Origin of the sequence: Pseudomonas cavernicola (assembly GCF_003596405.1) — a bacterium.
Taxonomy (GTDB): domain Bacteria; phylum Pseudomonadota; class Gammaproteobacteria; order Pseudomonadales; family Pseudomonadaceae; genus Aquipseudomonas; species Aquipseudomonas cavernicola.
In genome coordinates this window covers 229366-255826 of the sequence record NZ_QYUR01000002.1, presented here as the reverse complement: position 1 = coordinate 255826, position 26461 = coordinate 229366, and the positions used below count along the sequence as shown (strand labels likewise).

The following is a 26461-nucleotide window of genomic DNA, read 5'->3' as shown; positions in this document are numbered from 1 at the left end:
CTGGACTCTACCCAGCCTATGGGGCGTTTACCTGTGTGGGCGGCTCGTGCAGCCGTTCGCGTTTGGCCAGGGTCGGGAACAGTTTGATCCAGGCGCCGGTGATCAACAGGGTGCCGACGCCGCCCAGTACCACCGCTGGCACGGTGCCGAACCAGTGGGCGGTGAGGCCGGATTCGAATTCGCCGAGCTGATTCGAGGCGCCGATAAACAAGCCGTTCACCGCACTGACCCGGCCGCGCATGGCATCCGGGGTTTCCAACTGCACGAAGGCGCCACGGATCACCATGCTGATCATGTCGGCCGCGCCGAGGATGGCCAGCACCAGCAGCGAGAACCAGAACGAGGTGGAGAGGCCGAAGGCGATGGTCGCCACACCGAACACGCCCACCGAGATGAACATGATCCGCCCGACCTGACGCTCGATTGGGAAGCGCGCCAGCCAGAAGGCCATCAGCAAGGCACCTACCGCCGGTGCGGAGCGCAATAGGCCCAAGCCCCAAGGGCCGGTCAGCAGGATGTCTTTGGCGAACACCGGCAGCAGAGCGGTGGCGCCGCCGAGCAGCACGGCAAACAGGTCCAGCGAAATGGCGCCGAAAATATCGCGTCGGCTGCGAATAAAGCGAATGCCGGCCAGCAACGAATGCAGTGATGGGCGTTCCTGAGTCAGCGGCTCCTGGCGCCGCGGCAGGCTGAGCATCAGCGCACAGGCCACGACATACAGCAGGGCAGTGGGGGCATAGACCCAGAGACTGCCAAAGGCGAAGAGAAAACCGCCAAGGGCTGGCGCGACGATGGTCGCGGTCTGCATCGCCGAAGCCGAAGCGGCGACCGCTGCGGGGAACAACGCAGTCGGCACCAGGCTCGGCAGCAGCGCTTGCGTTGCCGGCATCTCGAAGGCGCGGGCAGTGCCGAGCAGGAAGGCCAGCACGAAAATCATCTCGCGGGTCACTTCGCCGCTGCTGCTGCCGAGCACCAAGGCAATGGCGACCAGCGCCTGACCACCCTGGCAAAGCGCCACAACCTTGCGCCGATCGTAACGATCGGCCACATGCCCGGTGTGCAGCATGAACAGCAGGCGCGGCAGAAACTCCACTAAGCCGACCCAGCCCAGATCCAGCACATTGCCGGTCAGTTGGTACATGTGCCAGCCGATGGCCACGGTGAGCATCTGGAAGCCGCTGGCGGTACAGACACGGGCCAGCCAGAAGGCGATAAACGGATGGTGGTGGCGCAGCAGGAGTTTGTCGTGGGTCGACATGATGGGCGGTTTTTACCTGGCGAACTCCGGGGGGCGTCAGGCTAGCACGCGGTCTAGAGCGGCGGGTTGCATTAGTCGAACACGGTGTTTTCTGACTCTCAGGGCAAAAAATGCTTTTGTCGCACGGATGTACTTCGTTAGAATTGACTCTAAAGTCAGGTTTTACCTCGACTATTCTTTTATCCATCCCTTAAGCCTGAGGGATGGCTGTGCTGAACACTTCCATAATTTAACGGGGCAGGGTGCAACCCACTGCCCTGAGGATTCGGTATGTCTAACCGTGAATTCTCCCGGCGTGCTTTCTTGCAGGGCAGTATCATCGCCGGCATCGGCGTGACGCTGGCGCCGCTCGGTAGCCGCGCGTTCGCCGCCTTATTTGAACCGCAGGTGATCGCCAGCCCGCAACCCTGGTACAGCGCCAACGGCCAGGCCCGCGCGCGCATCGACGGGGTGTCGAAGGCCTGTGGCGCCAAGGTCTTCTCCCGCGACATCCGCGCCAAGGATATGCCCGGCTGGCCGACCCAGCAGGGCCACGCCATGCTGCTGAAAGCGACCAAGGCGGACCATCTTTACGCAGGCTTCGACCTGTCGATGCTGCCTGCCGAGTTGCAGCCGGACCGCATCGTCACCGCCGCCGACCTGCAGAAGGATGGCATCGCCTGGCCGCAATCTCACGGGCCCGATCCGTTCCTGCCGGAAGGTCAGGTGCCGATGTTCATCGGCCACCCGGTGGCGCTGTTGATCTGGAAGGACTTCGAGCGTTTCCGTCAGGCCAAGAACAAGCTCAAGTTCAACGACAAGGTGATCCGCTACGGCGCCAAGGCCGAGCTGTACCAGACCGACCCCTATGGCAGCTTCCGCTACGTTCGGGTTGGCGGCGACAACCCCTTTGCCGATGACACCTTCTCCAGTCTCAAGGACAGCATGCTGTTCCCGCTGATCCGTGAACGTAAGCCGGTCTGGAGCCAGCAAGCCAAGATCAATGGCGACCTGACCGAACAAGGCCTGTATTACGCCGAGCAGATGCAGGCGCAGCTGGCGTCGCCGCCGGACGATTGGCTGGTGTTCGACGAACGCTACCGGACCCAGTCCGTCGAACCGGCCGCACTGGAGACCGACAACGGTAACGGTTGGTTCGATCCGCTGACCAAGACTCTGCACTTCGTGGTCTCCACCCAGTGCCCGTTCGAGGTCGCTGAGCAGACCGCGCACATGCTCGCGCCGTCGCAGTTCGGCGTCGCCAAGCTGAATCTGCACCCCGGTTACACCGTCGGTTACGGCTCCAAAGACAACAACATCTTCGTGTTCTACGCCGCCCTCGCGGCCATATACGGCAACGGTGTGCCGGTGCGCCTGGCGAATGACCGCTACGAGCAGTTCCAGAGCGGCATCAAGCGCCACCCCTTCGACATGCACTATCAATTGGCGGTGAATAAGCAGGACCATAGCTTCCAGATCTTCCGCGCCCACATGGACGTGGACGGCGGCGGCCGCGCCAACTACAGCTCTTCGGTCGCGGCGGTCGGCGCCACTGCGGCGCAGTCCATCTATTACCTGCCACGCAGCGACTTGGCGGCCACCGCCTACCATTCGCGCGGCGTCGAGGCCGGTTCCATGCGGGGCTACGGCACCCTGCAGACCATGGCCGCGACCGAGATGATGGTCGATGAACTGGCCGAGCGGCTGGCTGTCGACGCCATCGAGTTGCGCAAGAAAAACGTGCTCAAGACCGGGATGAAGAACACCCAGGGGGCGATCCCGGCCGGTGCGCTGCGTCTTGAAGAAATCCTCGATAAAGCCGCCCGGCACGAACTCTGGAAAGCCCGTGTCGAGCGCAAGCAGAAGTTCGACCAGGACGACCCGGACCATCTCTATGGCGTCGGTTTCGCCATCTGTCAAAAGGACTTCGGCACCGGTTCCGAGTCGCCGCTGGCCAGCGTCGAGTTCAGTGCCGAGGGCAAGGTCAAGCTGCGCCATGTCGGTATCGATATGGGCACCGGCATGGCCACCTCCCAGGCGCTGCTGGTGGCCGACTTCCTCGGCCACCCGGCGGATGAAATCAAAACTGGTGAGACCGACTGGGCCGAGCTGGCGCTGACCACCAGTGGCAACCCGTACATCATTAGCCAGGCCGATCAGGATGCGGCGCTGAAGAACCCGCGCTGGGTCGGTAAGTTGGCTTCGGCATCCTCGGCGACCAACTCGGCCTATTACTCCGGCCACGCCACACGTGAGGCGGCGCGGGTGCTGTTCAACCACGGCTTGTGGCCGGCGGCGCTGAGCATCTGGGGGCAGGGGATTTTCGGTGGTGCGGCTAACCCCTACGTGGTGCGCCGCGAGGATGCAAATTGGGTCGAGGGCAAGCTGACGGCGGGCGGCATGCAGCCGATTGCTTTTGAAGTGCTGGCGAAAAAGGCCCACGAACTGGGCCTGGTCACCGGCGTCAGCGTGCATGGCTTCAACCGTTGGAGCTGGGCATCTGCCGAGTTCGAGATCGACGGTCAGCGCGAAAGCGTACCGTTGGATGCGCTAGCGGTGAAATACGGCGACGGCGCCGATAGCGCGAAGAAATCGCGGATGAAGACCCAGGGTTATCACCTGCTCGACCGCGTGGCGGTGAACTACCCGGTGACCCAACTGAACAACGCCATGGTCACCTACTACAGCCCGGTCGCCACCTTGGTCGAGGTCAAGGTCAATCGCGGCAGTGGCGAAGTGAAGGTGCTCAATCATCACTCCTGGCTCGAATGCGGCCGCGTCATCGTGCCGGAGCTGGTGCTTGGGCAGTTGGAAGGCGGCGTGGCCATGGGTATCGGCCACGCCTTGCTGGAAGAAATGCCGCTGTATGAAGGCGGCCCGGGCGAGGGCACTTGGAACTTCAACCGCTACCAGCTGCCACTGGCCAAGCATGTGGCCGTGTGGTCGCAGACGGCGGAAATTCTGCCGCCGCTGTCCGCCAGCGACCCGGCCAAGGGCATCGCCGAAGTGGTGATGATTCCCGTGGTCGGCGCCATCGTTAACGCCATTGCGCATGCCACCGGCAAGCGTTTCCGTGACCTTCCCGTTTCTCCCGCGCGTATCAAGGAGGCCCTCAATGGCTAACCGTCCGCTGAGCATGACGATCAACGGACAAGCCGTCGGCCCTATCGAAGTGGCGGACGACTTGATGATGATCGACTTTCTGCACGAGTATCAAAACCTCACCGGCTCGCGCCTGGGCTGCGGCCAGGGCGTCTGCCATGCCTGCGTGGCGATTCTGGATAAGCCGGACGGCACCAGTGAGGAAATGCGCACCTGTATCACCGGCGCGCATTTCTTCGACGGCAAAAAAATTCGCACCATCGAAGGCCTCGCCAAGCTCGATGCGAGTGGCGCGGTGCAGCAGATGAACCCGATCCAGCAAAAGTTCGTCGACCAATTCAGCTTCCAATGCAGCTATTGCGCGCCGGGCTTCGTCAATGCGGCTACGGTGCTGGTGGAAAAACTGCAACGTCAGCCGATCAAGCGCAGCCAGCTGGAAGGCGAGATCGAGGGCGCCCTCGGCCACCACATCTGCCGCTGCACAGGCTATGTGCGCTACTACACCGCGACGCGTGCGGTGATCGAGGATCTTGGCCTGGTCAAGGAGGGATGAGTATGAGGACCTTACTGATCGGCGCCGCCCTGTTGCTGCCACTGGCCGCCCAGGCCGCCGACAAGGAACTGATCGAGCGCGGTAAATACCTGGCCCGCGCGGCGGACTGCGTGGCTTGTCACAGCATCGAAGGCGGCGCCGACTATGCCGGTGGCCTGCCACTGGTTTCGCCGTTCGGCACCATCTATGGCACCAACATCACCCCGGACAAAGTACACGGCATTGGCAATTACACCGCCGATGACTTGTTCAATGCGCTGACCGAGGGCAAGCGCCCGGACGGCAGCAAGCTCTATCCGGCGATGCCTTACACCTCCTACCACCTGATCAAACGCGAAGATTCCGATGCGATCTACGCCTACCTGATGAGCCTGGAGCCGATTGCCAAACCCAGCCCGCAAACCAGCCTGAGCTTTCCGTTCAACCTGCGTTTCGGTCTGGCGTTCTGGAACATGATTTATAGGGATCGCGTGCAACTGCAGCCGACCGAGGGCAAGAGCGAGGCGTGGCAGCAAGGCCAGTATCTAGTCGAGGTGCTGGGGCACTGCGGCGAATGCCACACCCCGCGCAGCATCAGCGGTGCGCTGGAGCAGGACAAGCGCATGCAGGGTGGTGAGTTGCTCGGTTATCAGGCGCCCAGCTTGCTGGCCGACGATTTGGCTGCGCGCGGCTGGAATCCGGCGGATCTGGCGACCTTCCTCAAATATGGCATCAGCGCCCAGGGTTCGATGTTCAACGAGATGTTTCCGGTGTTCCATCACAGCACTCAGTCCCTGCCGCTGAATGATCACCAGGCCATGGCTACCTTCCTGATGGGCGATCAGCCACCACCGGCCAAGCTAGTGGTGCCGCCGTCGCTGGATAAGCTCAGCGACAGCGCCAAACTAGGCCGTCAGGATTACCTCAACGTCTGCGCCGGTTGCCACGGCGGCAATGGCGAGGGCGTGCCGCATGTGGCGGTGGCGATGAACGGCAATACCATCCTGCGCTTGGCTGACCCGCGCAACCTGCTGCGGGTGATCGATGACGGCATTCATGCCCAGAAATTCAGCGGCTTCGAGCGTATGCAGCCGATGCCGGGCTTTGTCGACAAGCTCAGCGATGAGCAACTGAGCAACCTGCTCAATTACCTGCGCGAAAGTTGGGGCGGCCTGCCGGGCGACCTCACCACTGCCCGGGTAACCGAGCTGCGCGACGCGGCGGTGCACTGAGGTGCAGCACCTCGACTTGCTCGTCGTGCGCCAGGCGCTTGCCTGGTCGCTGGCCGGTCAGCGCGTGTGGCTGTGCACCGTGTTGTTCACCTACGGTTCGGCGCCGCGTGCGCCGGGTTCGCTGCTGGTGGTGAACGAGGCGGGAAAATGGCTTGGTTCGTTGTCCGGCGGCTGTGTCGAAGAGGACTTTCTCGAGCGACTGGCCGAGGGCGCCTTTCCCGAGCCGGCGACGCTGGTGCGTTATGGCGATGGCAGCGACCAGCGTTCACGGGTGAGTTTGCCCTGCGGTGGCGTGCTGGAAGTGCTGGTGGAAAACCTCGCCGCCGATTGCACGGTGCAGGCCCACCTGCGTGAGCTGGAAGGCGCCTTGCTCGGCCAGCGCCGACTGATTCGTGAGATCGCCTTGCCTCAAGGCACGCGGCGGTTGTTGGATGATCGCGTGCAGGGCCCACGGGTCGAGCGGCAGCCAGACGGCGTGCGTTTACGCATTGGCGCCGCCCAGCGTTTGCTGCTAGCCGGCTATTCCAGTGTGGCGCAGGTGTGCGCCGAGTTCGGCAAAGCCCTGGGGTTCGAGGTGGTGCTGTGCGACCCGCGCGAAGAGGTGCTGGAAGGCGTCGAGTTAGAGGGGGTGGAAATCCGCCGCGAACTGCCCTCCGAAGTGATTGCCGCCGGCGGCTGTCACGCTGACACCGCCGTGGTGGCGTTGACCCACGACCCACGGATCGACGATTTGGCGATGATCGAAGCGGTGCGCAGCGAGGCGTTCTATATCGGCGTGATGGGTTCGCGTCTGACCACCCGGAAGCGTATCGAGCGGCTGCGGCGCTCGGGTGGCCTGAGCGAACTCGAGATTGCCCGTATCCAGGCGCCGATTGGTTTGAACATTGGCAGCAAGACCCCGGCGGAAATCGCCCTGGCGGTGCTCGCCGATATCGTCCGGGTGCGCAATGGGATTGCCCGCGATGTAGGTTGGCGCTGAGCCGAAGGCGATGCCTAACAACCGGCCTGCAAGGCCGGGCTTGTATGTGCAAGCCTAAGCGCGGGAGTCGCGGGCGACTCCTTGTTGGGCATCGCAGCGCTCAGCGCCAACCTACGCAACGCCTTTTGCTTGAGGGGCTGCGCAAGTTCGTTGTTTGGCGCTGAGCCAAAGGCGATGCCCAACAACAGGCAATGTTGTTCACTTAAGCGATGTGCGCCTGGGCTCCCCTCTCCCGTTTACGGGAGAGGGGCTGGGGGAGAGGGTAAATAGCGGGCAAAAGTGAATTCATTTGGCATGCACCCCTCTCCCGAACCCTCTCCCCAGAGGGGCGAGGGGATAAAAGGCGAAGACGCATGCTTAAGTGAACAGCATTGCTGTAAGGCCGGGCTTGTATGTGCAAGCCCGGGGCGCGGGAGTCGCGGGCGACTCCATGTTGGGCATCACTGAGTTCAGCACCAACCTACGGAACGCCTTTTGCTTGAGGGGCTGCGCAAGTTCGTAGGTTGGTGCTGAGCCGAAGGCGATGCCCAACAACCGGCCTGTAAGGCCGGGCTTGTATGTGCAAGCCCAGGGCGCGGGAGTCGCGGGCGACTCCTTGTTGGGCATCACTGCGTTCAGCACCAACCTACCTCAGCGCCAACCTACGCAACGCCTTTTGTTTGAGAGGCTGCGGCCTACACTTCAGTTATTCAATGAGTGATCCCAGCATGCCCACCAGCCCCCCAGTCATCGCCCTGATTCTCGCCGCCGGACGCAGCCGGCGCTTTGGCAGTGATAAGCGTCGCGCCAGCCTGCCCGATGGTGCGCGGCTGTTAGCTGCTACGGTGGCTGTGGCCCAGCGTTGTTTTGCCGAGGTCTACGTGGTGCTGCGCCCGGAGGATGACCCGCAAGCCTTGGGCCTCGGCGCCGAGGTGCGGCTGGTTCGTTGTGCCGCGGCCGACCTGGGCATGGGCCATAGTCTGGCTGCCGGCGTGCGCGCTGTGGCCGAGCAGCGCAGCAGGGCCGTGGCGGTCTTGCTTGGCGATATGCCGTGGATCGCCGAGTCCAGCTTGCAACACCTGGCTTACGCCGCCGATTCCGAGCGCATCGTGTTCCCCCTGTATGCCGGCGAGCGTGGTCACCCGGTGCTCTTCGGTCGGCGTTACTGGCGGGAACTGGAAGCACTGACCGGTGATCATGGCGCCAAGGCCGTGCTGGACGCCCACGAGGAGGCTTGGTTGGGCATCGAGTTGGACGATCCGGGCGTGCTGCGCGATGTGGATACCCCCGAGGCTTTGTCCGGCGGCTGACTGCGCCGCGCGACAATCGACCACAGCGGTTCGCAGGGTACAAAGCGCTACTCTTTATGTGTTGATTGATCCACGTCAATACCCACATTTTCTGGGTTGCGTGGGGCCTTTTTGGCCTGCTGTTCCGCTTTACCTCCGCCACACAAGAATAATTCCGTAGCGCTATTCTCCAATGCTTGGAGCTACTGGTGTGGCCTGAAAAAAGCTGTGCCCCGTACAACCTGATTGAGGATGTCCCATGTTCGGCTTAGAGGCTCTGGATCTCGCCCGAATGCAGTTTGCGTTCACGATTTCCTTTCACATCATTTTCCCGGCGATCACCATCGGCCTGGCCAGCTATCTGGCGGTGTTGGAAGGCCTATGGCTGAAAACGCATGAGGAGGTCTACCGCGACCTCTACCATTTCTGGTCGAAGATCTTCGCCGTCAACTTCGGCATGGGTGTGGTTTCCGGGCTGGTGATGGCCTATCAGTTCGGCACCAACTGGAGCGCTTTCTCTGATTTTGCCGGCAGTATCACTGGGCCCTTGCTGACCTACGAGGTACTCACCGCGTTCTTCCTCGAAGCGGGCTTCCTCGGTGTCATGTTGTTTGGCTGGAACCGCGTCGGCCCTGGGCTGCACTTCTTCGCGACGGTGATGGTGGCCATCGGCACCTTGATCTCGACCTTCTGGATTCTCGCCTCGAACAGTTGGATGCAAACCCCGCAAGGCTTTGAGATCGTCGACGGCCGGGTGATCCCAGTGGATTGGCTGGCGGTGATTTTCAACCCGTCATTCCCTTACCGCCTGGCGCACATGGCCACTGCGGCCTTTGTTGCCACGGCCTTCTTCGTTGGCGCGTCCGCGGCTTGGCACTTGCTGCGCGGGCGGGATAACCCGGCGATCCGCCGTATGCTCTCGATGGCCATGTGGATGGCGCTTATCGTTGCGCCGATCCAGGCGGTCATTGGTGACTTCCATGGCCTCAATACCCTGAAACATCAACCGGCGAAGATCGCCGCGATCGAGGGGCATTGGGAAAACGTCGGCACCGAGCCGACGCCGCTGATCCTTTTCGGCTGGCCGGACATGAAGGCCGAGGAGACCCGCTTCAAACTGGAGATTCCCGCCCTCGGCAGCTTGATCCTGACTCACAGCCTGGATAAACAGGTGCCGGCGCTGAAGGAGTTCCCGCCGGAAGACCGGCCCAACTCGACCATCGTGTTCTGGTCGTTCCGGATCATGGTCGGTCTCGGTATGTTGATGATCTTCACCGGGTTGTGGAGCCTCTGGCTGCGTTCGCGTGGCAGCCTGTACCAGTCCAAGCCCTTCCTCTATTTGGCGCTATGGATGGGGCCGTCCGGTCTGATCGCCATTCTCGCCGGCTGGTTCACGACCGAGGTCGGTCGCCAGCCCTGGGTGGTTTACGGCCTGATGCGCACCGCAGAGGCATCCTCCGGGCACAGCTTCGCGCAGATGAGCCTGACTTTGTCGCTGTTCGTAGTGGTGTACTTCGCGCTGTTCGGGGTCGGCCTCGGCTACATGATGCGCCTGGTGCGCAAGGGCCCGATCACCGATGAAGGCAAGGAGCAGGGCGTTGGTGGCCCAGGGCAGCAACGCACACCGGCCCGGCCTTTGTCCGCAGCGGGCGAAGGGCTGGAAGACGACAACTCGAGCGAGAGGAACTGACCATGGGCTTCGATCTTTCGCTGATTTGGGCAATCATCATCGTCTTCGGCATCATGATGTATGTGGTCATGGATGGTTTCGATCTGGGCATCGGCATCCTCTACCCGTTCGTCAAAGATGACGCCGAGCGCGACGTGATGATGAACACCGTGGCGCCGGTCTGGGACGGTAACGAGACCTGGCTGGTGCTCGGCGGCGCGGCGCTGTTCGGTGCCTTCCCGCTGGCTTACTCGGTGGTGTTGAGCGCGTTGTATCTGCCGCTGATCTTTATGCTCTTGGGGCTGATCTTTCGCGGGGTGGCGTTCGAGTTTCGCTTCAAGGCCAAGGCGCACAAGCGGCATATCTGGGACAAGGCCTTCATCGGCGGTTCGCTGGCCGCGACCTTCTTCCAGGGCGTTGCGTTGGGCGCTTACATCGACGGCATTCCGGTGGTGAATCGCGCCTACGCCGGCGGCTCGCTGGATTGGCTGACACCTTTCTCGCTGTTCTGCGGGCTGGCACTGATCGCGGCCTATGCCCTGCTTGGTTGCACCTGGTTGATCATGAAAACCGAAGGTCGGCTGCAACAGCATATGCACGATCTCGCGCGACCGTTGGCCTTTGCGGTGTTGGCCGTGACCGGGATTGTCAGCCTGTGGACACCCTTGGCTCATGCCGAAATTGCCCAGCGCTGGTTCAGCCTGCCGAATCTGTTCTGGTTCCTACCGGTGCCGATCCTGGTGCTGGTGACCCTCTACGCGCTGTTGAAGGCGGTGCAGAACAACCGCAACTACTCGCCGTTCATCCTCACCCTGGTGCTGATTTTCCTCGGCTACAGCGGTCTGGGTATCAGTCTGTGGCCGAATATCATCCCGCCGTCGGTGACGATCTGGCAGGCCGCCGCGCCACCGCAGAGTCAGGGTTTTATCCTGGTCGGCGCGTTGTTCATCATCCCCTTCATCCTGATGTATACCGCCTGGAGCTATTACGTATTCCGCGGCAAGGTGACCCATGAAGATGGCTATCACTAGTGTGCTCTTGTATCTGCTCGCGATGCTTTTGTGCCACGCCCGATCGCGAGCAGAACTCGCTCCTACAGAAGGTGCAACGTGATGCGTAAACCACAGGCCACCGATGCGGCCGAAACCTCAGGAAAGAAACCGCTGTGGCAACGCTTGGGTTGGTTGCTCGCTATCTGGACAGGCAGCGTGTTGGCGCTGGGGCTGGTGTCCTGGTTATTGCGGCTGTTCATGAATGCGGCGGGCTTGAGTACGCCGTAGATACTCTGTTGGACGTCAAGCTTCAGCCAGATGGATTTTGCTGAATAGCTTGCTGGAGTCGAAGGGTTCGCCCAGTTGGATGCAGGCCCAAAGCCCGGTCAGGTACTTGCGCATGACGGCGCATACGGCCTGTATTTTCTTTTTGCCACGGCGTTGTAGGGACAGGTAGAAGGCCTTGGCGTTTGGGTCATGTCGTACCGCGCTCAGTGCCGGCATGTAGAGGGCGCTTCGTAGATAGGCATTACCCGCCTTGCTCAGCCGTGAAGCCTTATTGACGCTACTGCCCGATTGGCACAGGCGGATATCTAGCCCGGCATAGCGACTGACTTGCGGCGCCTTCAGATGCTGGGGCAGGACACTGAGTTCAGCCAGTAACGCAATAGCACTGGCAACGCCAACACCTTTGGCTGCCAGCAGATGCTGAAACTGACTGTTCAACACGGCGTCCTCGGCAATCAGGCGCTGTGCAGCGTTGCTGAGTCGCTCGATGCGCTGATCCAGCCTCTCGACCGCTTCAACTTCGTCTTCAATCAGCAGCGCCAGCGTGTCACGTTTGGAGCGCAAGGCGTGCAGGCGGTTCTTGGCTTGTGTACGGGTCGCGGTCAGCCGATTGATTTGTCGGCCGATGTCACGCAGCGCCATACGGAGGGTATCCGGCGCAGTCCAAGGGGCTGGCGTCATCCGCTCGGCGTACTCGGCCAGGAGGGCCGCGTCTAGCGGGTCGGTCTTGCTTTGCGCCAACTTGAGTTGGGCAAAGTGGTGGAAGCTTTTGGGGTTGATGACAGACACGACGATCCCGGCCTTGCTCAAGGCAACGGCCAAGTCCAAGTAGTAAACGCCGGTGGCCTCCATCACGACTTGGACGGCTTTTAGCGCTTTAATCCGCTCCACCGCCTGGGCGTGCCCCTCGGGCGTTTGCTGGATGTCCAGCTTGCCCCGCGTGCGACCACCCTTTCGCCATGCCAAGACAACTGTCTTGGCACCCACATCCACACCGACAAATACGCTCATTGATTTCATCTCGCCCGGCATTTGAGCAACAATAGCTACCGGTTCCCCGACCTCGCACTTCTTGCCGCTGCAACCTTGTGATGCGAAGTCCACCTCAATGAGCTGGCTTCCGGATACTCCACGCGGTGGGCAATGAGGCGGGGGGCCAATCTACGGGCGAGGTTGAGTGTGAACTCACCTCCAGGTTGGAACGGCCTCCCCAGTAACTGTTTCTCTGCGTCAAGCGCAGGGCCTGAAAGGTTAACCCGGTTGACGGAAAACAACATACAAGGTTGGTGCTGAGCCGAAGGCGATGCCCAACAACCGGCCGGCAAGGCCGGGCTTTCATACGCGAGCCGGGGTATTGGGAGTCGCGGGCGACTCCTCGTTGGGCATCGCTGCGCTCAGCGCCAACCTACGCCGAGACTCTCTGCTTCGCGGCTACTTGATCGCTTTCAACACCACAAACTTAGGATTCGCCGCGACCTGTTCAACACCACGGAACAGCCGTTTCAACTTGGCGTGGTAGCCCAAGTGACGGTTGCCGACTATCCATAGCTCACCGCCCTTGACCAGTGCCGCTCGGGCTTGCTGGAACATCCGCCAGGCGAGGAAATCCCCGACTACCTGTTGCTGGTGGAACGGTGGATTGCATAGCACCAGATCCAGCGAGTCTTCCGCCTGCTCAGCCAGGCCATCGCCCGGGCGAATCTCTACCGGTCGCTCACCCAGGGCTGCGCGCCAGTTCTCAGCCGCCGACTGCACGGCCATATACGACTCATCCACCAGCGTCAGCCGCGCATTGGGATTGGCCAAGGCGCAGGCGATCCCGAGCACGCCGTTCCCGCAACCGAGGTCGGCAACGCGCGCGTCGTTGAGGTTTTGCGGTAGGTGCGGCAGAAAGGCACGGGTGCCGATATCCAACCCTTCCCGGCAGAACACATTGGCGTGGTTGATCAGCTCGATGCGTGGGCTGTCCAACTGGTAGCGCGAGGGATAGGGCGAGCTCACCGGGGTTTTCGCGCTGGGCGTGGCGAACAGCAGTCGGGCCTTTTTCACTGCGAGTGAAGCCTGCAGCGGGCCGATGTATTGCTCCAGCAAATCGCCAGCGGTACGCGGCAAGTGCTTGATCATGCCTGCGGCGACGACGCGCGCGCCAGGTGCCAGCTGGCCTTGCAGGCGAATCAGTTGTTCTTCCAGTAGTGCTAGGGTTTTCGGCACGCGGATCAGCACCCAGTCGAACGGGCCGGGCACTGTCTGGCTGGCCGGGATAAAGCGCACGCTGTCCGCCGCCAGGTTATTGCACGCCAGATTATTCGCCAGCGCCAAAGCACCTAGATGGGAGTCGCCGCTACTGGTGACCTGGGCCTTGCCAGCCAGGCTGGCAGCCAGCGCGCCAAAGCTGTCGTTTAACAGCAACAGGCGTGTTTCGCTCGTCACACCCTGCTCGGCCAGGTGGTTGAGCAGGTATTCGTCGGCCGCATCGAAGGCTTGTAACGGGTCGTCGCGCTGAGGCGGCTGGCGGAACAGGTCGAGACTGGCAAACGGTGTGCTGAATAGAGGCATCAACTAAGGACTCTGTAATCGTGACTATTACGCAAGTCATTGATTTAGATTAAAACTCGCCATGCCGCTAGTTTATGTGGTTTTTCGCTCGAGCACTTAACGGTTTTGCCCATTCGGTAGCGTCGCGGTTCAACTCGTAGGGTGGGTTGAGCGCAGCGATACCGATCAATTGCCTAATTGATCGCTCCCATGCCCCAGCGTGGGAGCGCAGCCAGGATGCTCAGCGTCCAATCACACCCGGCCAAGCCGAGCGCTCACCCATCCTACGGGCCTGATTGTGAAAATTGGCCAACAAGTTTTTCACCAGATTTTTAAGTTTACTTAAGTAGGGTTCGCCAATTCTGGGCAAGAGCATCCGTCGGATTCGGATCGTGCCTATCTCTGAGTTGGATTAAGCAGAACCAATCATGTTGAAACGTGAAACTGTACGCCCCGAGTTAGTGACGCTGCTGGTTAGTGTTTGTCTGTTGGCGTTTTACAATTTTCCGCTCTGGCGTCACCTGCACGATATTACCCCGGCGGGCTGGCAAGGCGTGGTCATGATGGGGGCGTTTGCCCTTATGGTCTTGGCGATTTTTAACTTCGTGCTGACCTTGTTAGCCTTTAAATGGGTGTTTAAGCCTGCTCTGACCCTGTTGTTATTGATTGGGGCCGGCGTGGCTTACTTTATGAGCCAATATGGTGTTCTCCTCGATAAGGGAATGCTGCGCAATATTGCCGAAACCGATGTGGCAGAGGTGCGCGATTTACTCTCTATAAAGTTGGCGGTGCATTTATTTGTATTAGGTGTTCTGCCGGCTTGGTGGTTGTGGAGAATGCCGATTAGTTATCGGCCCTGGCACCGTGAACTGATGAGTAAGGTGTTAGTCAGTGTCGCTTCTTTCTCTGTCCTTGGCGTGGTGGCGTTAACTAATTACCAAGGGCTTTCTTCACTGTTTCGTAATCACCACGAGCTGCGGCTGATGGTGGCGCCGAGTAACTTCCTCGGAGCAGCCAATGGCTATCTTCGTGAGGAGCTCGCCTCAACTCATAAAACATTGCAAACCATTGGCGTGGACGCAGTCAAAGCACCCGCTTGGTCTACGCACAAGCGGCATTCTCTTACCGTGCTGGTTTTGGGTGAAAGCGCTCGCGCGGAGAACTTTGGTGTGCTTGGCTACAAGCGCAACACTACACCGGAGCTACAGGCGGAGAGCGGCTTGATTGCGTTTTCTAATGTGAGTTCATGTGGTACCGAGACGGCAGTTTCTGTGCCCTGCATGTTCTCTAATCTAGGCCGCAAGGACTACAGTGCTGCTCAAGCGAAAAGCCAAGAAGGGTTGCTCGATGTTTTGAAACGCGCCGGATTGCATGTGCTGTGGCGGGACAACCAGTCAGGCTGCAAGGGAGTTTGTGATCAGGTTTCTTTTGAGAATGTGAGTAATCTCAAAGACCCACGGCTGTGTGCCGATCGTGAATGCCATGACGAAATCCTGCTGAAAGATTTGCAAGGCTACATCGATCGTTTAGATCAAGACACCGTATTGGTTCTGCACCAGATGGGCAGTCATGGGCCAGCCTACTTCAAGCGCTACCCGAAAGAGTTCGAGCGCTTTACCCCAGTCTGCGAAAGTAATGCGTTGAGTGATTGCTCGCGGGAAAGTATTACCAATGGCTATGACAATACTTTGGCCTATACCGATCATGTGCTGGCCAGCCTGATCGATCTACTGCGCAGCAATCAGGACAAACTGGATACCGCCATGCTCTATCTGTCTGATCACGGCGAATCATTGGGCGAGTACAACCTGTTCCTGCATGGCACGCCTTATGTAATGGCCCCTGAACAGCAAACGCATGTTGCCATGTTGACCTGGTTTTCTGACTCTTATCAGCGGACCTTCGCCTTGGACAATGATTGCCTTAAGGGTGAGCGGGCAAAGTCGTTCAGTCATGACAACCTGTTTCATTCGATGCTTGGTCTGCTGGAAGTGAAGACCAATGTCTATGATCCTAAGCTAGATATGTTTGCTGCCTGCCGAAGGACCCCTAGCCCTCACTCTCTGGCAAGCGAATGAAGCGCCGGCATGCCCGAGTGCTTTCCTGAAGTGTAATGAGTAGGGGTATTCCACCTGATCGTTCCCACGCTCTGCGTGGGAATGCAGCCCTCGACGCTCCAGCGTCCACCTGATAAGTGATCGACGGGTATCGCTTAACTTACCCTGCGGCGCTTGCGCCGGCGGGCATCCAGATGAGCTTTGGGCCCTGGGCTCCCGCCTTCGCGGGAATGACGCAAACAGACTCTTTCAGTGTTTCCGCGGGCATTGCCGCTGCACGCATTGCGCAGTCGGTTCCTTGATTTTGCAGCCCGAATAGCTGGTGACTCAGCGCGCAGGGGTAGCGACTTGCCATAGTCGTCCAATCAAGCCATTGCCTCGGCAACCACCTCAACCGTTCCGAATATCAGCGCCGGTGGTGTTGCCGAGCGCCTATTTGCGGGAGACTGAGGTCAAACGTTAACTGGGAACGGATGTATGACCGCCAGCGAAGACAAGTTCACTCGCCAAACATTGTTAGACGTTCGCCCCTGGTCGCCGACTTTGTTCAGCCTGCGCTGCACGCGTGATGCGCATTTTCGTTTTCGCGCTGGCCAATTCGCCCGCCTTGGGGTGGAAAAGGCCGATGGCACAAAAGTCTGGCGGGCGTATTCGATGCTCTCGGCGCCCCATGATGAGTACCTGGAGTTCTTCTCCATCGTCGTGCCGGATGGTGAGTTCACCAGCGAACTCAACCGCCTGCAGGCTGGTGATCAGCTGTTGGTTGAGCGCCAACCTTTTGGTTTTCTCACCCTGGATCGCTTTATCGATGGCCAAGATCTGTGGCTGTTGGGCACAGGTACCGGTTTGGCACCGTTTCTGTCGATTCTGCAGGACTTCGAGGTATGGGAGCGTTTCGAGCGCATCGTGTTGGTCTACAGCGCGCGTACTACCGGCGAATTGGCCTATCAGGAGCTGATTTCGCGGTTGATGCAGCGTGAGTATTTGCAGGAGTATGCGCACAAGCTGACCTATTTGCCGATCGTCACCCGTGAGCAGGTTGCCGGCACCTTGCATGGACGTGTGACGACGCTGATCGCCAACGGCGAGCTGGAGTGCGCTGCTGGCTTGGCGCTGGTGCCGGAGTCTTCGCGAGTGATGTTGTGTGGCAATCCGCAGATGATCGATGACTGCCGGGCGCTGCTGAAAGCACGGGATATGCAGCTCAGCCTGACCCGTCGCCCAGGGCAGGTCGCGGTGGAAAACTATTGGTAACGCGAATGGCTTGTAGCGATGTGCGTCGGGTGGAATCCCCGGGGGCTTCCACCGACTGCGGCGAGCTAGCCCAGTTTGATGGATTACGCCGTTGCGCGGCTAATCCACCCTAGCTGCTTGACGCTAGCCAATGAAAATGGCGCTTACGGCGCCATTTTGTCTGACGGTCTAAACGGCTCGGTAGCGAACCGGCGCAACGCGGGCTCTACTTATTTTGTGGAGTCTTGAGCAGGTCACGGATCTCCGTTAGGAGAACCTCTTCCGGCGTCGGTACCGGCGGCAGCGTCGGCGCCGCAGCTTCTTCACGCTTGAGTTTGTTGATCACCTTGACCCCCATGAAGATGGCAAAGGCGACGATGATGAAGTCCAGAACCGTCTGGATAAATTTACCGTAGCTCAGCACGACTGCCGGAGCATCGCCCTCGGCGGCTTTCAGGGAGATGGCCAGTTGGGAGAAGTCCACGCCACCAATCAGCAAACCAATCGGCGGCATCACCACGTCACCCACGAACGACGAAACGATTTTGCCGAAGGCGGCACCGATGATGATCCCGACCGCCATGTCGACGACATTGCCCTTGACCGCGAAGGCCTTGAATTCGCTGAGCACGCTCATAGGTTTACTCCCTGTTTTTGAGATTGGTGACGGCAGTGTAATGCAGTGCCAAGGCGCCTCCCAGTACGAGTGTGCGATGCGCTGCGAAGCTGACCAGCGCCGGCGGTCAGGCCCAACGGGGTTGCTGCCTGACGGTACGACCGAGGGTAGGGTCGACCGACGGTGGCTGGACTAGGCTGATAGAACGAGATCAACCAACCGGAGGAGGGGACAGACTATGACGCTCGAATACCATCCGCTGATGCGGGAGTTTCCAGAGTTTCATGCCGAGCTGCTGGCCTTGCATGGCAGCGATGCGCATTTCACCCGCTTGGCGGCGGACTACGAGGCGCTGGACAAACGCATCTATCGGGTCGAGGACGGCCGCGAGCCGTTGGATGCGGAGGCGCTGCAAGTGCTGAAGAACGAACGGGTGACGCTCAACGTCGAAATCGCTCGGCAACTGAAGCAGGCGGCCAACGGCAGAGGTGCTTGAACACCACCGCGGCTGCTTGCGGTGCCAGCTACGGCTATCATGCGGACTTTCCTCTGACAGGAGTCCGCTATGGCCAAGGCCAAGCGTATGTACGGTTGCACCGAATGTGGTGCCACCTTCCCCAAATGGGCCGGGCAATGCGGTGAATGTGGAGCGTGGAACACTCTGGTCGAAAGCATGATCGAAGCCGGCAGCGAGGCTGCCAATGGGCGAGCGAGCTGGGCTGGGCAACAGGCGCAGATCAAGACCCTGGCCGAGGTCAGCGTCGAGGAGATGCCGCGCTTCTCCACGGCGTCTGCTGAGCTGGATCGGGTGCTCGGGGGCGGCCTGGTGGATGGCTCGGTGGTGCTGATCGGCGGCGACCCGGGGATCGGCAAGTCGACCATCCTCCTGCAAACCCTGTGCAATATCGCCACGCGCCTGCCGGCGCTGTATGTCACCGGCGAGGAGTCTCAGCAGCAGGTGGCCATGCGTGCGCGGCGCCTGGGTTTGCCGGAAGACCAGTTGAAGGTGATGACCGAGACCTGCATCGAGGTGATCATCGCCACCGCACGCATCGAGCAGCCGAAAGTGATGGTGATCGACTCGATCCAGACCATCTTCACCGAGCAATTGCAGTCGGCGCCCGGCGGCGTTTCGCAAGTACGCGAGAGTGCGGCGTTGCTGGTGCGTTATGCCAAACAGAGCGGCACGGCGATCTTCCTGGTTGGCCACGTTACTAAAGAGGGGTCGCTGGCGGGGCCGCGAGTGCTCGAGCACATGGTCGATACCGTGTTGTATTTCGAAGGCGAATCGGATGGCCGACTGCGCTTGCTGCGTGCGGTGAAGAACCGTTTCGGCGCGATCAACGAACTTGGCGTGTTCGGCATGACCGACCGCGGCCTGAAGGAGGTTTCCAACCCTTCGGCGATCTTTCTCACCCGCGCTCAGGAGGAGGTGCCGGGCAGTGTGGTGATGGCGACTTGGGAAGGTACGCGGCCGATGCTGGTCGAGGTGCAGGCGTTGGTCGACACCAGTCACCTGGCCAACCCGCGGCGGGTCACTCTGGGGCTGGATCAGAACCGGCTAGCCATGTTGCTGGCAGTGCTGCACCGGCATGGCGGAATTCCAACTCACGACCAGGATGTGTTCCTTAATGTGGTCGGCGGGGTCAAGGTACTGGAGACCGCGTCGGACCTGGCCTTGATGGCTGCGGTGATGTCCAGCCTGCGCAATCGGCCGCTGCCGCATGATCTGCTGGTGTTTGGCGAGGTCGGCTTGTCCGGTGAGGTGCGCCCGGTGCCGAGCGGTCAGGAGCGCTTGAAAGAGGCGGCCAAGCACGGCTTCAAGCGCGCCATCGTGCCGAAAGGTAATGCGCCAAAAGAGAACCCGCCAGGGTTGCAGGTGATTGCGGTGACGCGTCTTGAACAGGCGTTGGATGCGTTGTTCGAGTAAAGAGAAGTTCGGGGTAGGCTGGGTAGAGCGAAGCTAAACCCAGTGCCTGTGAAGCTGGGTTTCGTCCTGTGGACTCTACCCAGCCTACTGTGTTGCCGCCTTATTCTCCGTCCAGCGAGGCCAGCTCGCGTTCCAGCAGTGTTTCATCGCCCAGGTTGAGTTCGACCAGACGGCGCAAGTGGCTGATGGAGTCGAGATCGATATGCCGGCAGACAAACCCAAGCAGGTCCCCCTGGATGCGGGTCAGCACCACTTCCATGGTGACTTGCGCGTCGGCACTCAGCTCAATGCGAGCCTCGAACGGCTGGTCGTGGTCACCGCTCCAATTGTGCGGGCGCTTTACCAGCAAGCCCTTGAGCGACAGGTCATGCAACTCAACCACCCAGCGCCGTTCGCCCTGGGCGATTTCGGTGCTGGCGTCGAAGGCGATGCGCTGAAAACGCCGCCGCTCGTTGGCTGACTCACTCATGCAATGACTCCTTGGCAGTTTTGTCCACTATAGCTAAGAGCCTGCTCATGATCTGCTGCGCTTGGCCATGCTGCGTTGAAAACAGGCTGACTGCTCATTTACAACTCGTAAATTCCGCGCCCTCGCCTGTTTGACTCGCTACGCCTTGTGACCCGCATGGAGGTGGGGAATGCCGCTACCCGTAGGCGACCCCATGGATGGGGGAGGTAGGAAAAATGCCGGGAGCATTTTCGAGAACGGGTGCGGCCCTGACCTGCGCTCGCGACGATCTTGAACAGGTTCTGGCAGAAAACTGCGCGCAGTGTAGCGCTAATGCCGCCATCGGTTTGACAGGTGAGCAAGTGTCGCCAAAGCTGCTAAAGCGTTTTTTAATAATTTCACTGCGGAGCGCAGATATGGATAAGCGACTGCTGAGCAAAGGTTTGATTCTCGGGGTCCTGAGCGCGGCCAGTTTGCTAGCTCAGGCTCAGGCCCAAGCGGCCGACGGCAAGGGCTGCGGCTGGGGCAATATGCTGTTCGAAGGCCAGAGTGGCCTGGTTCCGCACCTGCTGGCTATTTCCACCAACGTCACTTCAGGGAATGCCTCCTTTGGTCTGACCTCCGGCACTAACGGCTGCGACACCAGCGTCAAACTGGGCTATGGCGGTCGTTCGTTGTTCGCCATGAATGGCATGCTCGACTCCATCGCCGAAGACATGGCGCAGGGGCAGGGCGAGGCGTTGGATGCTTACGCCACTCTGCTGGGTGTTGAGAAGGCTGACCGGGCGCATTTTGCCCAAGTCACTCATCAGAACTTCGGCACCATTTTCCCCAGGGCAGACGTAACCAGCGAGCAAGTGCTGGCTGCCACCCTCGATGTGATGAGCCGTGACTCGCAACTGGCGCGTTATGCCAAGCAACCTGCTTAAACGAAATCCGCTCCCACCGAGCCGGGCTTTGCCCGGCTTTTTTATGCTCTCCAGTTAAGCGTGCCGGAGGCTCTATACCAAGGTCTGATAGTGAATTGCCCAGGAGCGGCTAAACTTGCACGGCCACTTGTGCGTCCATCTGTTCGGAGTTCTCGATGAATAATAACAATAGCGTTCTACGCCACCTGCCTTGGCTGGTGTTGGCGATAGTCGGCGCCTGTGCCTTGGGTGTCGTGGCCTTGCGCCGCGGCGAAGCCATCAATGCGCTGTGGATAGTGGTCGCCGCAGTAGCCATCTACCTGGTTGCTTACCGTTACTACAGCCTGTTTATCGCCACCAAAGTGATGCAGCTGGATCCGCGGCGGGCGACCCCGGCGGTAATGAATAACGATGGTCTGGACTATGTGCCGACCAACAAGCATGTGCTCTTCGGTCACCACTTTGCCGCGATCGCCGGCGCAGGTCCCTTGGTCGGCCCGGTGCTGGCGGCGCAGATGGGGTATCTGCCTGGTACGCTCTGGCTGATTGCCGGCGTCGTGCTCGCCGGTGCGGTGCAGGACTTCATGATCCTGTTCCTCTCCACTCGCCGTAATGGCCGCTCCCTCGGCGATATGGTGCGCGAGGAAATGGGCCGCGTACCGGGCACCATTGCCCTGTTCGGCTGCTTCCTGATCATGATCATCATCCTCGCGGTGCTGGCGCTGATCGTGGTCAAGGCCCTGGCGGACAGCCCGTGGGGCATGTTCACCGTGATGGCGACCATCCCGATCGCGATGCTCATGGGCATTTACATGCGCTATATCCGCCCGGGGCGCATCGGCGAGATTTCCGTGGTCGGGGTTGCTCTGCTGCTCGCTTCCATCTGGCTGGGTGGGCAGATCGCAGCGGACCCTGAGTGGGCCAAAGCCTTCACCTTCACCGGCGTGCAAATCACCTGGATGCTGGTCGGCTATGGCTTCGTTGCCGCGGTACTGCCGGTGTGGCTGGTGCTGGCGCCTCGCGACTACCTGTCGACCTTCCTGAAAATCGGCACCATCGTCGCGCTGGCGATCGGCATCCTGGTGGTCATGCCCGAGCTGAAAATGCCGGCCCTGACCCAGTTCACCGATGGTACTGGCCCGGTCTGGAAAGGCGGCCTGTTCCCCTTCCTGTTCATCACCATCGCTTGCGGCGCGGTGTCGGGTTTCCATGCGCTGATCTCCTCCGGCACCACGCCGAAGATGCTCGACAATGAAACCAACGCCCGCTACATCGGCTATGGCGGCATGTTGATGGAATCCTTCGTGGCGATCATGGCGATGGTTGCCGCTTCGGTGATCGAGCCGGGCGTCTACTTCGCGATGAACAGCCCGGCTGCCGTAGTCGGTAGCGATGTGGCGAGTGTGGCGACCACGGTCAGCGGTTGGGGCTTTGCGATCACCCCTGAAGTGCTGGTGGCAACCGCCAAGGACATCGGTGAAACCACCATCCTGTCTCGTGCCGGCGGTGCGCCGACCTTGGCGGTAGGTATCGCGCAGATCCTCCATCAGGTGTTGCCGGGTGAGAACACCATGGCCTTCTGGTACCACTTCGCGATCCTGTTCGAGGCGCTGTTCATCCTCACTGCGGTGGATGCCGGCACCCGTGCCGGACGCTTTATGCTGCAAGACCTGCTGGGTAACTTCGTGCCGGCACTGCGGCGCACCGAGTCCTGGACTGCCAACCTGATCGCCACGGCCGGTTGCGTGGCGATGTGGGGCTACCTGCTGTACCAGGGTGTGATCGATCCGCTGGGCGGGATCAATACGCTGTGGCCGCTGTTCGGTATCTCCAACCAGATGCTCGCCGGTATCGCGCTGATGCTCGCCACCGTCGTGCTGATCAAGATGAAGCGTCAGCGCTACGTTTGGGTCACCATGCTGCCGGCCGTCTGGCTGTTGATCTGCACCACCACGGCGGGCCTGATCAAGCTGTTCGATGCCAATCCGGCCGTCGGCTTCCTGGCGCTGGCGAACAAGTACAGCGATGCGCTGGCGGCCGGTCAGGTGCTGGCACCGGCCAAGGATATCGGCCAGATGCAGCACGTGATCATCAACGCCTACACCAACGCGGGGCTGACGACCTTGTTCCTGCTGGTGGTGTTCAGCATCCTGTTCTATGCGCTCAAGGTCGGTATAGCCGCCTGGGGCCACAAAGAGCGCACGGATAAGGAAACCGCTTTCCAGCCGGTGCCAGATGCTTAAAGATAGCCTTCTAGTTGGAGGAGATTGCGCATGTTCAATGATCTGAGTCGTCTCGGTAAGTACCTCGGTCAGGCTGCGCGCCTGATGGTGGGGATGCCGGACTACGACAATTACGTCGAGCACATGCGCAACAAGCATCCAGACAAACCGGTGATGAGCTACGAGGAGTTCTTCCGCGAACGCCAAGAAGCGCGTTACGGCGGCGGGAAGGGGAGGCCGATCCGCTGCTGCTGAACTCTTCTGCTGTAATCCACGCGCCACGCATCGTCGCGGCGCGTGTCATTTGGCTATGTAGAGGTTAAGTATTGGGTTGGGCCGAACAACCGCATTGTGTAGGAGCTAGCTCTGCTAGCGAATGCCGGCAGCGCAAAAGCTTCGCGAGGCGGCAGCCGTTCCATACAGCTTGCCGCATTTCCCACATCCAAGTGGGTCACAGGCTCGCTCCTACGGACTCCGCAACACAGTCAGCCCGCGGTGCAACAGCTGCACTGGCATAGCCTTTCATTTTGAGAGCAGCTTCGAATGTCGCATTTCCCCATTCCAGTAACAGTGCTCAGCGGCTTTCTCGGTGCCGGCAAGACCACCTTGCTGCGCTATCTGCTCAAGGCTGAGCATGGTTTGAAGATTGCCGTGATCGAGAACGAATTCGCCGAGACCGGCATCGACACTCAGCTCCTCGGCGATGGCCCGGTGCAGGTCATGACCCTGGCCAATGGCTGCGTCTGCTGCACCATCCATGGCGATCTGGAGCGGGCCCTGTACCTGCTCCTGGAGCGCCTGGACAGCGGCGAGATCGCCTTCGATCGCCTGGTCATCGAGTGCACCGGCCTGGCCGATCCGGCGCCGGTGGCGCAGACCTTCTTCGTCGACGAGGAACTGCGTGAGCGCTATATCCTCGACGGCATCATCACCCTGGTCGATGCCGCGCACGCCGAGCAGCACTTGATGCAGGCCATCGCCCAGGCGCAGGTTGGCTTTGCCGATCGCTTGCTGGTGAGCAAGCGCGATCTGGTCGATGAGGCGACGTTCGAGGCGCTCAGCCAGCGCCTGACCCGGATCAACCGTCGTGCACCAATCCGTGTGGTCACGCATGGGCGGATCGATCTGGCGGAACTGCTCGATGTGCGCGGCTTCAATCTGAACGCGGATCTCGGCCCTGGCCTGACCGCGCGGCCACTGCTACCGGTTCGCGGCAGCGCGCCTGACCGGATCGCCAGCCTGGTGCTGCGCAGCGAGCAGCCGCTGGATATCGACAAGCTCAGCGAATTCATGAATGAGCTGCTGGAAAACCACGGTAACTCGCTGCTGCGCTACAAGGGCGTGCTGAACATCACCGGTGAGCCGCGGCGCATGGTGTTTCAGGGTGTGCTCAAGCTGTATGGCTTCGATTGGGACGCAGAGTGGCGTGAGGACGAGCCGCGCGAAAGCGTGATCGTGTTTATCGGCGACAACCTGCCCGAAGAGAGCATCCGCGCGGGCTTCGCTGGGGTGACGGCCTGACCCTGTAGGAGCCAGCTCGCTGCTGGCTCCTACGGATGGCATTGGCGATTGCGCACACAAAAACGCCCGGCAATTCAGGCTGTGCGAAAACGTACTAATGGTTGACCAAGCAAACGCCCCGACTGGTTCGGGGCGTTTTGCTGTGTGCGGACCCAGGGGAGAAAAAGGCTGTATCAGCCCATCAATCCGATGAGGTGGCGTGCGCCGAGCACGTTGATCGCTCTTTTGAGGTTATAGGCCTGTACCGCTAAGGCCATTTCGGTTCGTGCTCCCTTCAATTGGCGAAGCAGGAAGCGACCATTACCAAATAGCCATTGTTTGAGGTTGCCAAATGGATGCTCGACGATGGACCGCCTACTCGCCATCATCTCGGGCTGCGCCTGCAGCCGCTGCTCCATTCGCTCAAAGGCCGCCTCGTGGGCATGGCGTCTCAGGTAGCGACGCTGGGCGTTGGTGCACTGTGCCTTGAGCGGGCAAGCGCTGCAGTCGCTGATCGCCGCGTGGTAGATACGCTCCCCGCGATTCAGTTGCTTGAGCGTCAGCAACTTGCCTGCCGGACAGCGGTACTGGTCGCTCTCTGCGTCGTAAGTGAAATCACTTCGCTCGAACAGCTGCGTATCACCACCCCGGTTGTTAACTGCCCGGTTGGGCGGCACATAGGCGGTAATGCCGGCATCTTCGCATGCCTGGAACTGCTCGCCGTTGGAGTAACCGGCATCGGCAGTGACCGTCAGCACGTCCTGCTGCAACTCGGACTGGGCGGCTTTAGCCATCGGCTCGAGCTGCTGGGTATCGTTGCCGTCCTGTGTGACCTCGTGATGCAGGATCAGGCAATGCTCGGCGTCCACAGCTGTTTGCACGTTGTAAGCGACGCGCCCACCCCGAGGGGTACGCATCATCCGGGCATCGCTCTCGGTGGTGATGAATTGCTCAAGCTCCAGGGCCTGCATCAGTGCTTGGCAAGTCAGGTTGTCGGCCTGTTTGGCTTGCAGTCGCTCCAGCGCCGTTTTTACCGCACTACGGTCAACGGCCTCATTGGCTTCGGACTTGTCCGCCTCATCCAGCTCCGCCAGGTACTGGGCGATACGCTTATCCAGCTTCTCTTGCTGACGCTTGAGCTTCTTCAGATCCACATGCCGACGCGCTGAGGCCACGGCCTTGAATTTGCTGCCATCGATGGCCACCAACTCTCCGGCGATCAGCCCGGCTTGACGGCAAAACTGCACGAAGGCCCGACAGGTCGCGCTGAACGCTTGTCCGTTGTCCTTGCGGTAATCGGCGATGGTCTTGAAGTCCGGCTTGAGCCGATTGAGCAACCACATGACTTCGACGTTGCGCAGGCATTCAGCTTCGAGGCGTCGGGAGGAGCGGATGCGTTGGAAATAGCCATACAGGTACAGCTTGAGCAGGTCCGCCGGATCGTAGGCAGGACGCCCCGTACTCTTGGGAGTGGCTTTGGCAAACCCGAGTAGCTTGAGGTCCAGTCGAGCCACGTAGGCATCGATCACACGGACCAGATGGTCGTCGGGAATCAACTCTTCCAGCGAAACCGGAAACAGACTGGTCTGGTCTCGCGCCTCTCCTTGGATGTACGCCATAACGAAAAATGCCCGTATCTTTCGATGCGGGCATTTTCTTCAACTACCAATCAGAACGCTAGGTTTTCACACAATCTGAATTGCCGGGCGTTTT

22 protein-coding genes are annotated in these 26461 nt (G+C 60.4%); 16 read left to right on the top strand and 6 right to left on the bottom strand.

Translation table 11 applies throughout. The annotated features are described in order from the left end of the window. Positions 1-16: 16 nt before the first annotated feature. Positions 17-1258 (bottom strand): MFS transporter, encoded by a 1242-nt coding sequence (locus tag D3879_RS01500; RefSeq protein WP_119952375.1) that lies wholly within the window; start codon positions 1256-1258, stop codon positions 17-19. Between the two features lie 270 nt (positions 1259-1528). On the opposite strand from D3879_RS01500, the gene D3879_RS01495 reads away from it, so the two are divergent. The 8 genes from D3879_RS01495 to D3879_RS01455 all read left to right on the top strand — a co-directional run bounded on the left by D3879_RS01495 (position 1529) and on the right by D3879_RS01455 (position 11299). Continuing rightward, on the top strand, positions 1529-4360 hold the full coding sequence (locus D3879_RS01495) for a xanthine dehydrogenase family protein molybdopterin-binding subunit (protein WP_119952374.1): 2832 nt from the start codon (positions 1529-1531) through the stop codon (positions 4358-4360). Then, positions 4353-4892 (top strand): (2Fe-2S)-binding protein, encoded by a 540-nt coding sequence (locus D3879_RS01490; RefSeq protein ID WP_119952373.1) that lies wholly within the window; start codon positions 4353-4355, stop codon positions 4890-4892. Before D3879_RS01495 ends, D3879_RS01490 begins: the two co-directional genes overlap by 8 nt. A 2-nt stretch (positions 4893-4894) precedes the next feature. Next, entirely contained in the window at positions 4895-6103 is a 1209-nt protein-coding gene (locus D3879_RS01485; protein WP_119952372.1) for a cytochrome c, read from the top strand. Between the two features lies 1 nt (position 6104). Next, on the top strand, positions 6105-7082 hold the full coding sequence (locus tag D3879_RS01480; protein ID WP_119952371.1) for an XdhC family protein: 978 nt from the start codon (positions 6105-6107) through the stop codon (positions 7080-7082). Positions 7083-7789: 707 nt separating this feature from the next. Further along, positions 7790-8371 (top strand): nucleotidyltransferase family protein, encoded by a 582-nt coding sequence (locus tag D3879_RS01470; RefSeq protein ID WP_119952369.1) that lies wholly within the window; start codon positions 7790-7792, stop codon positions 8369-8371. Between the two features lie 238 nt (positions 8372-8609). Further along, positions 8610-10040 carry a cytochrome ubiquinol oxidase subunit I gene (locus D3879_RS01465; RefSeq protein WP_119952368.1) on the top strand — a complete coding sequence of 477 codons (1431 nt, stop codon included), beginning with the start codon at positions 8610-8612 and terminating at the stop codon, positions 10038-10040. A gap of 2 nt (positions 10041-10042) precedes the next feature. Further along, positions 10043-11050: a cytochrome d ubiquinol oxidase subunit II gene (gene cydB / locus D3879_RS01460; RefSeq protein WP_119952367.1), complete on the top strand. Its 1008-nt coding sequence runs from the start codon at positions 10043-10045 to the stop codon at positions 11048-11050. Between the two features lie 81 nt (positions 11051-11131). Beyond that, positions 11132-11299, top strand: coding sequence for a DUF2474 domain-containing protein (locus D3879_RS01455; RefSeq protein ID WP_119952366.1), 168 nt, complete (start codon positions 11132-11134; stop codon positions 11297-11299). Between the two features lie 15 nt (positions 11300-11314). Here D3879_RS01455 and D3879_RS01450 read toward each other — a convergent pair whose 3' ends face one another. Next, positions 11315-12310 carry an IS110 family RNA-guided transposase gene (locus D3879_RS01450; RefSeq protein ID WP_119952365.1) on the bottom strand — a complete coding sequence of 332 codons (996 nt, stop codon included), beginning with the start codon at positions 12308-12310 and terminating at the stop codon, positions 11315-11317. A 420-nt stretch (positions 12311-12730) separates the two neighbouring features. After that, positions 12731-13855, bottom strand: a complete 1125-nt coding sequence (locus D3879_RS01445; protein ID WP_119952364.1) for a methyltransferase — start codon at positions 13853-13855, stop codon at positions 12731-12733. 407 nt (positions 13856-14262) lie between these two features. Between D3879_RS01445 and D3879_RS01440 the strand changes: the two genes are divergently transcribed. Further along, a complete protein-coding gene (locus D3879_RS01440) occupies positions 14263-15912 on the top strand; it encodes a phosphoethanolamine transferase (RefSeq protein ID WP_119952363.1) in 1650 nt (549 codons plus the stop codon). A gap of 456 nt (positions 15913-16368) precedes the next feature. Continuing rightward, positions 16369-17145, top strand: coding sequence for a ferredoxin--NADP reductase (locus D3879_RS01435; protein WP_119952362.1), 777 nt, complete (start codon positions 16369-16371; stop codon positions 17143-17145). Positions 17146-17350: 205 nt separating this feature from the next. Here the strand turns inward: D3879_RS01435 and mscL are convergent, their stop codons facing one another. After that, positions 17351-17761 carry a large-conductance mechanosensitive channel protein MscL gene (gene mscL / locus D3879_RS01430; RefSeq protein WP_119952361.1) on the bottom strand — a complete coding sequence of 137 codons (411 nt, stop codon included), beginning with the start codon at positions 17759-17761 and terminating at the stop codon, positions 17351-17353. A gap of 217 nt (positions 17762-17978) precedes the next feature. Between mscL and D3879_RS01425 the strand changes: the two genes are divergently transcribed. Both D3879_RS01425 and radA read left to right on the top strand, forming a co-directional pair. Further along, entirely contained in the window at positions 17979-18236 is a 258-nt protein-coding gene (locus tag D3879_RS01425; protein WP_119952360.1) for an HP1242/YdcH family protein, read from the top strand. Between the two features lie 69 nt (positions 18237-18305). Then, positions 18306-19670: a DNA repair protein RadA gene (gene radA, locus D3879_RS01420; RefSeq protein WP_119952359.1), complete on the top strand. Its 1365-nt coding sequence runs from the start codon at positions 18306-18308 to the stop codon at positions 19668-19670. 100 nt (positions 19671-19770) lie between these two features. On the opposite strand, the gene D3879_RS01415 is transcribed toward radA, so the two are convergent. Beyond that, positions 19771-20139: a PilZ domain-containing protein gene (locus tag D3879_RS01415; RefSeq protein ID WP_119952358.1), complete on the bottom strand. Its 369-nt coding sequence runs from the start codon at positions 20137-20139 to the stop codon at positions 19771-19773. Between the two features lie 395 nt (positions 20140-20534). Here D3879_RS01415 and D3879_RS01410 point away from each other — a divergent pair, with 395 nt between their 5' ends. The 4 genes from D3879_RS01410 to yjiA all read left to right on the top strand — a co-directional run bounded on the left by D3879_RS01410 (position 20535) and on the right by yjiA (position 24769). Then, on the top strand, positions 20535-21047 hold the full coding sequence (locus tag D3879_RS01410) for a DUF3015 domain-containing protein (RefSeq protein WP_119952357.1): 513 nt from the start codon (positions 20535-20537) through the stop codon (positions 21045-21047). 155 nt (positions 21048-21202) lie between these two features. After that, entirely contained in the window at positions 21203-23269 is a 2067-nt protein-coding gene (locus D3879_RS01405) for a carbon starvation CstA family protein (RefSeq protein WP_119952356.1), read from the top strand. A 30-nt stretch (positions 23270-23299) separates the two neighbouring features. Then, entirely contained in the window at positions 23300-23503 is a 204-nt protein-coding gene (locus D3879_RS01400; protein WP_119952355.1) for a YbdD/YjiX family protein, read from the top strand. Positions 23504-23791: 288 nt separating this feature from the next. Next, positions 23792-24769 (top strand): GTPase, encoded by a 978-nt coding sequence (gene yjiA / locus D3879_RS01395; protein ID WP_119952354.1) that lies wholly within the window; start codon positions 23792-23794, stop codon positions 24767-24769. A 173-nt stretch (positions 24770-24942) separates the two neighbouring features. On the opposite strand, the gene D3879_RS01390 is transcribed toward yjiA, so the two are convergent. Then, positions 24943-26367, bottom strand: coding sequence for an IS1182 family transposase (locus tag D3879_RS01390; protein WP_119952353.1), 1425 nt, complete (start codon positions 26365-26367; stop codon positions 24943-24945). Positions 26368-26461: the final 94 nt, after the last annotated feature.

Coding starts and splice junctions, on each gene's coding strand:
- D3879_RS01500 (WP_119952375.1), bottom strand. CDS start 1,258: ATGTCGACCCACGACAAACTCCTGCTGCGCCACCACCATCCGTTTATC.
- D3879_RS01495 (WP_119952374.1), top strand. CDS start 1,529: ATGTCTAACCGTGAATTCTCCCGGCGTGCTTTCTTGCAGGGCAGTATC.
- D3879_RS01490 (WP_119952373.1), top strand. CDS start 4,353: ATGGCTAACCGTCCGCTGAGCATGACGATCAACGGACAAGCCGTCGGC.
- D3879_RS01485 (WP_119952372.1), top strand. CDS start 4,895: ATGAGGACCTTACTGATCGGCGCCGCCCTGTTGCTGCCACTGGCCGCC.
- D3879_RS01470 (WP_119952369.1), top strand. CDS start 7,790: ATGCCCACCAGCCCCCCAGTCATCGCCCTGATTCTCGCCGCCGGACGC.
- D3879_RS01465 (WP_119952368.1), top strand. CDS start 8,610: ATGTTCGGCTTAGAGGCTCTGGATCTCGCCCGAATGCAGTTTGCGTTC.
- cydB (WP_119952367.1), top strand. CDS start 10,043: ATGGGCTTCGATCTTTCGCTGATTTGGGCAATCATCATCGTCTTCGGC.
- D3879_RS01455 (WP_119952366.1), top strand. CDS start 11,132: ATGCGTAAACCACAGGCCACCGATGCGGCCGAAACCTCAGGAAAGAAA.
- D3879_RS01450 (WP_119952365.1), bottom strand. CDS start 12,310: ATGAGCGTATTTGTCGGTGTGGATGTGGGTGCCAAGACAGTTGTCTTG.
- D3879_RS01445 (WP_119952364.1), bottom strand. CDS start 13,855: ATGCCTCTATTCAGCACACCGTTTGCCAGTCTCGACCTGTTCCGCCAG.
- D3879_RS01440 (WP_119952363.1), top strand. CDS start 14,263: ATGTTGAAACGTGAAACTGTACGCCCCGAGTTAGTGACGCTGCTGGTT.
- D3879_RS01435 (WP_119952362.1), top strand. CDS start 16,369: ATGACCGCCAGCGAAGACAAGTTCACTCGCCAAACATTGTTAGACGTT.
- mscL (WP_119952361.1), bottom strand. CDS start 17,761: ATGAGCGTGCTCAGCGAATTCAAGGCCTTCGCGGTCAAGGGCAATGTC.
- D3879_RS01425 (WP_119952360.1), top strand. CDS start 17,979: ATGACGCTCGAATACCATCCGCTGATGCGGGAGTTTCCAGAGTTTCAT.
- radA (WP_119952359.1), top strand. CDS start 18,306: ATGGCCAAGGCCAAGCGTATGTACGGTTGCACCGAATGTGGTGCCACC.
- D3879_RS01415 (WP_119952358.1), bottom strand. CDS start 20,139: ATGAGTGAGTCAGCCAACGAGCGGCGGCGTTTTCAGCGCATCGCCTTC.
- D3879_RS01410 (WP_119952357.1), top strand. CDS start 20,535: ATGGATAAGCGACTGCTGAGCAAAGGTTTGATTCTCGGGGTCCTGAGC.
- D3879_RS01405 (WP_119952356.1), top strand. CDS start 21,203: ATGAATAATAACAATAGCGTTCTACGCCACCTGCCTTGGCTGGTGTTG.
- D3879_RS01400 (WP_119952355.1), top strand. CDS start 23,300: ATGTTCAATGATCTGAGTCGTCTCGGTAAGTACCTCGGTCAGGCTGCG.
- yjiA (WP_119952354.1), top strand. CDS start 23,792: ATGTCGCATTTCCCCATTCCAGTAACAGTGCTCAGCGGCTTTCTCGGT.
- D3879_RS01390 (WP_119952353.1), bottom strand. CDS start 26,367: ATGGCGTACATCCAAGGAGAGGCGCGAGACCAGACCAGTCTGTTTCCG.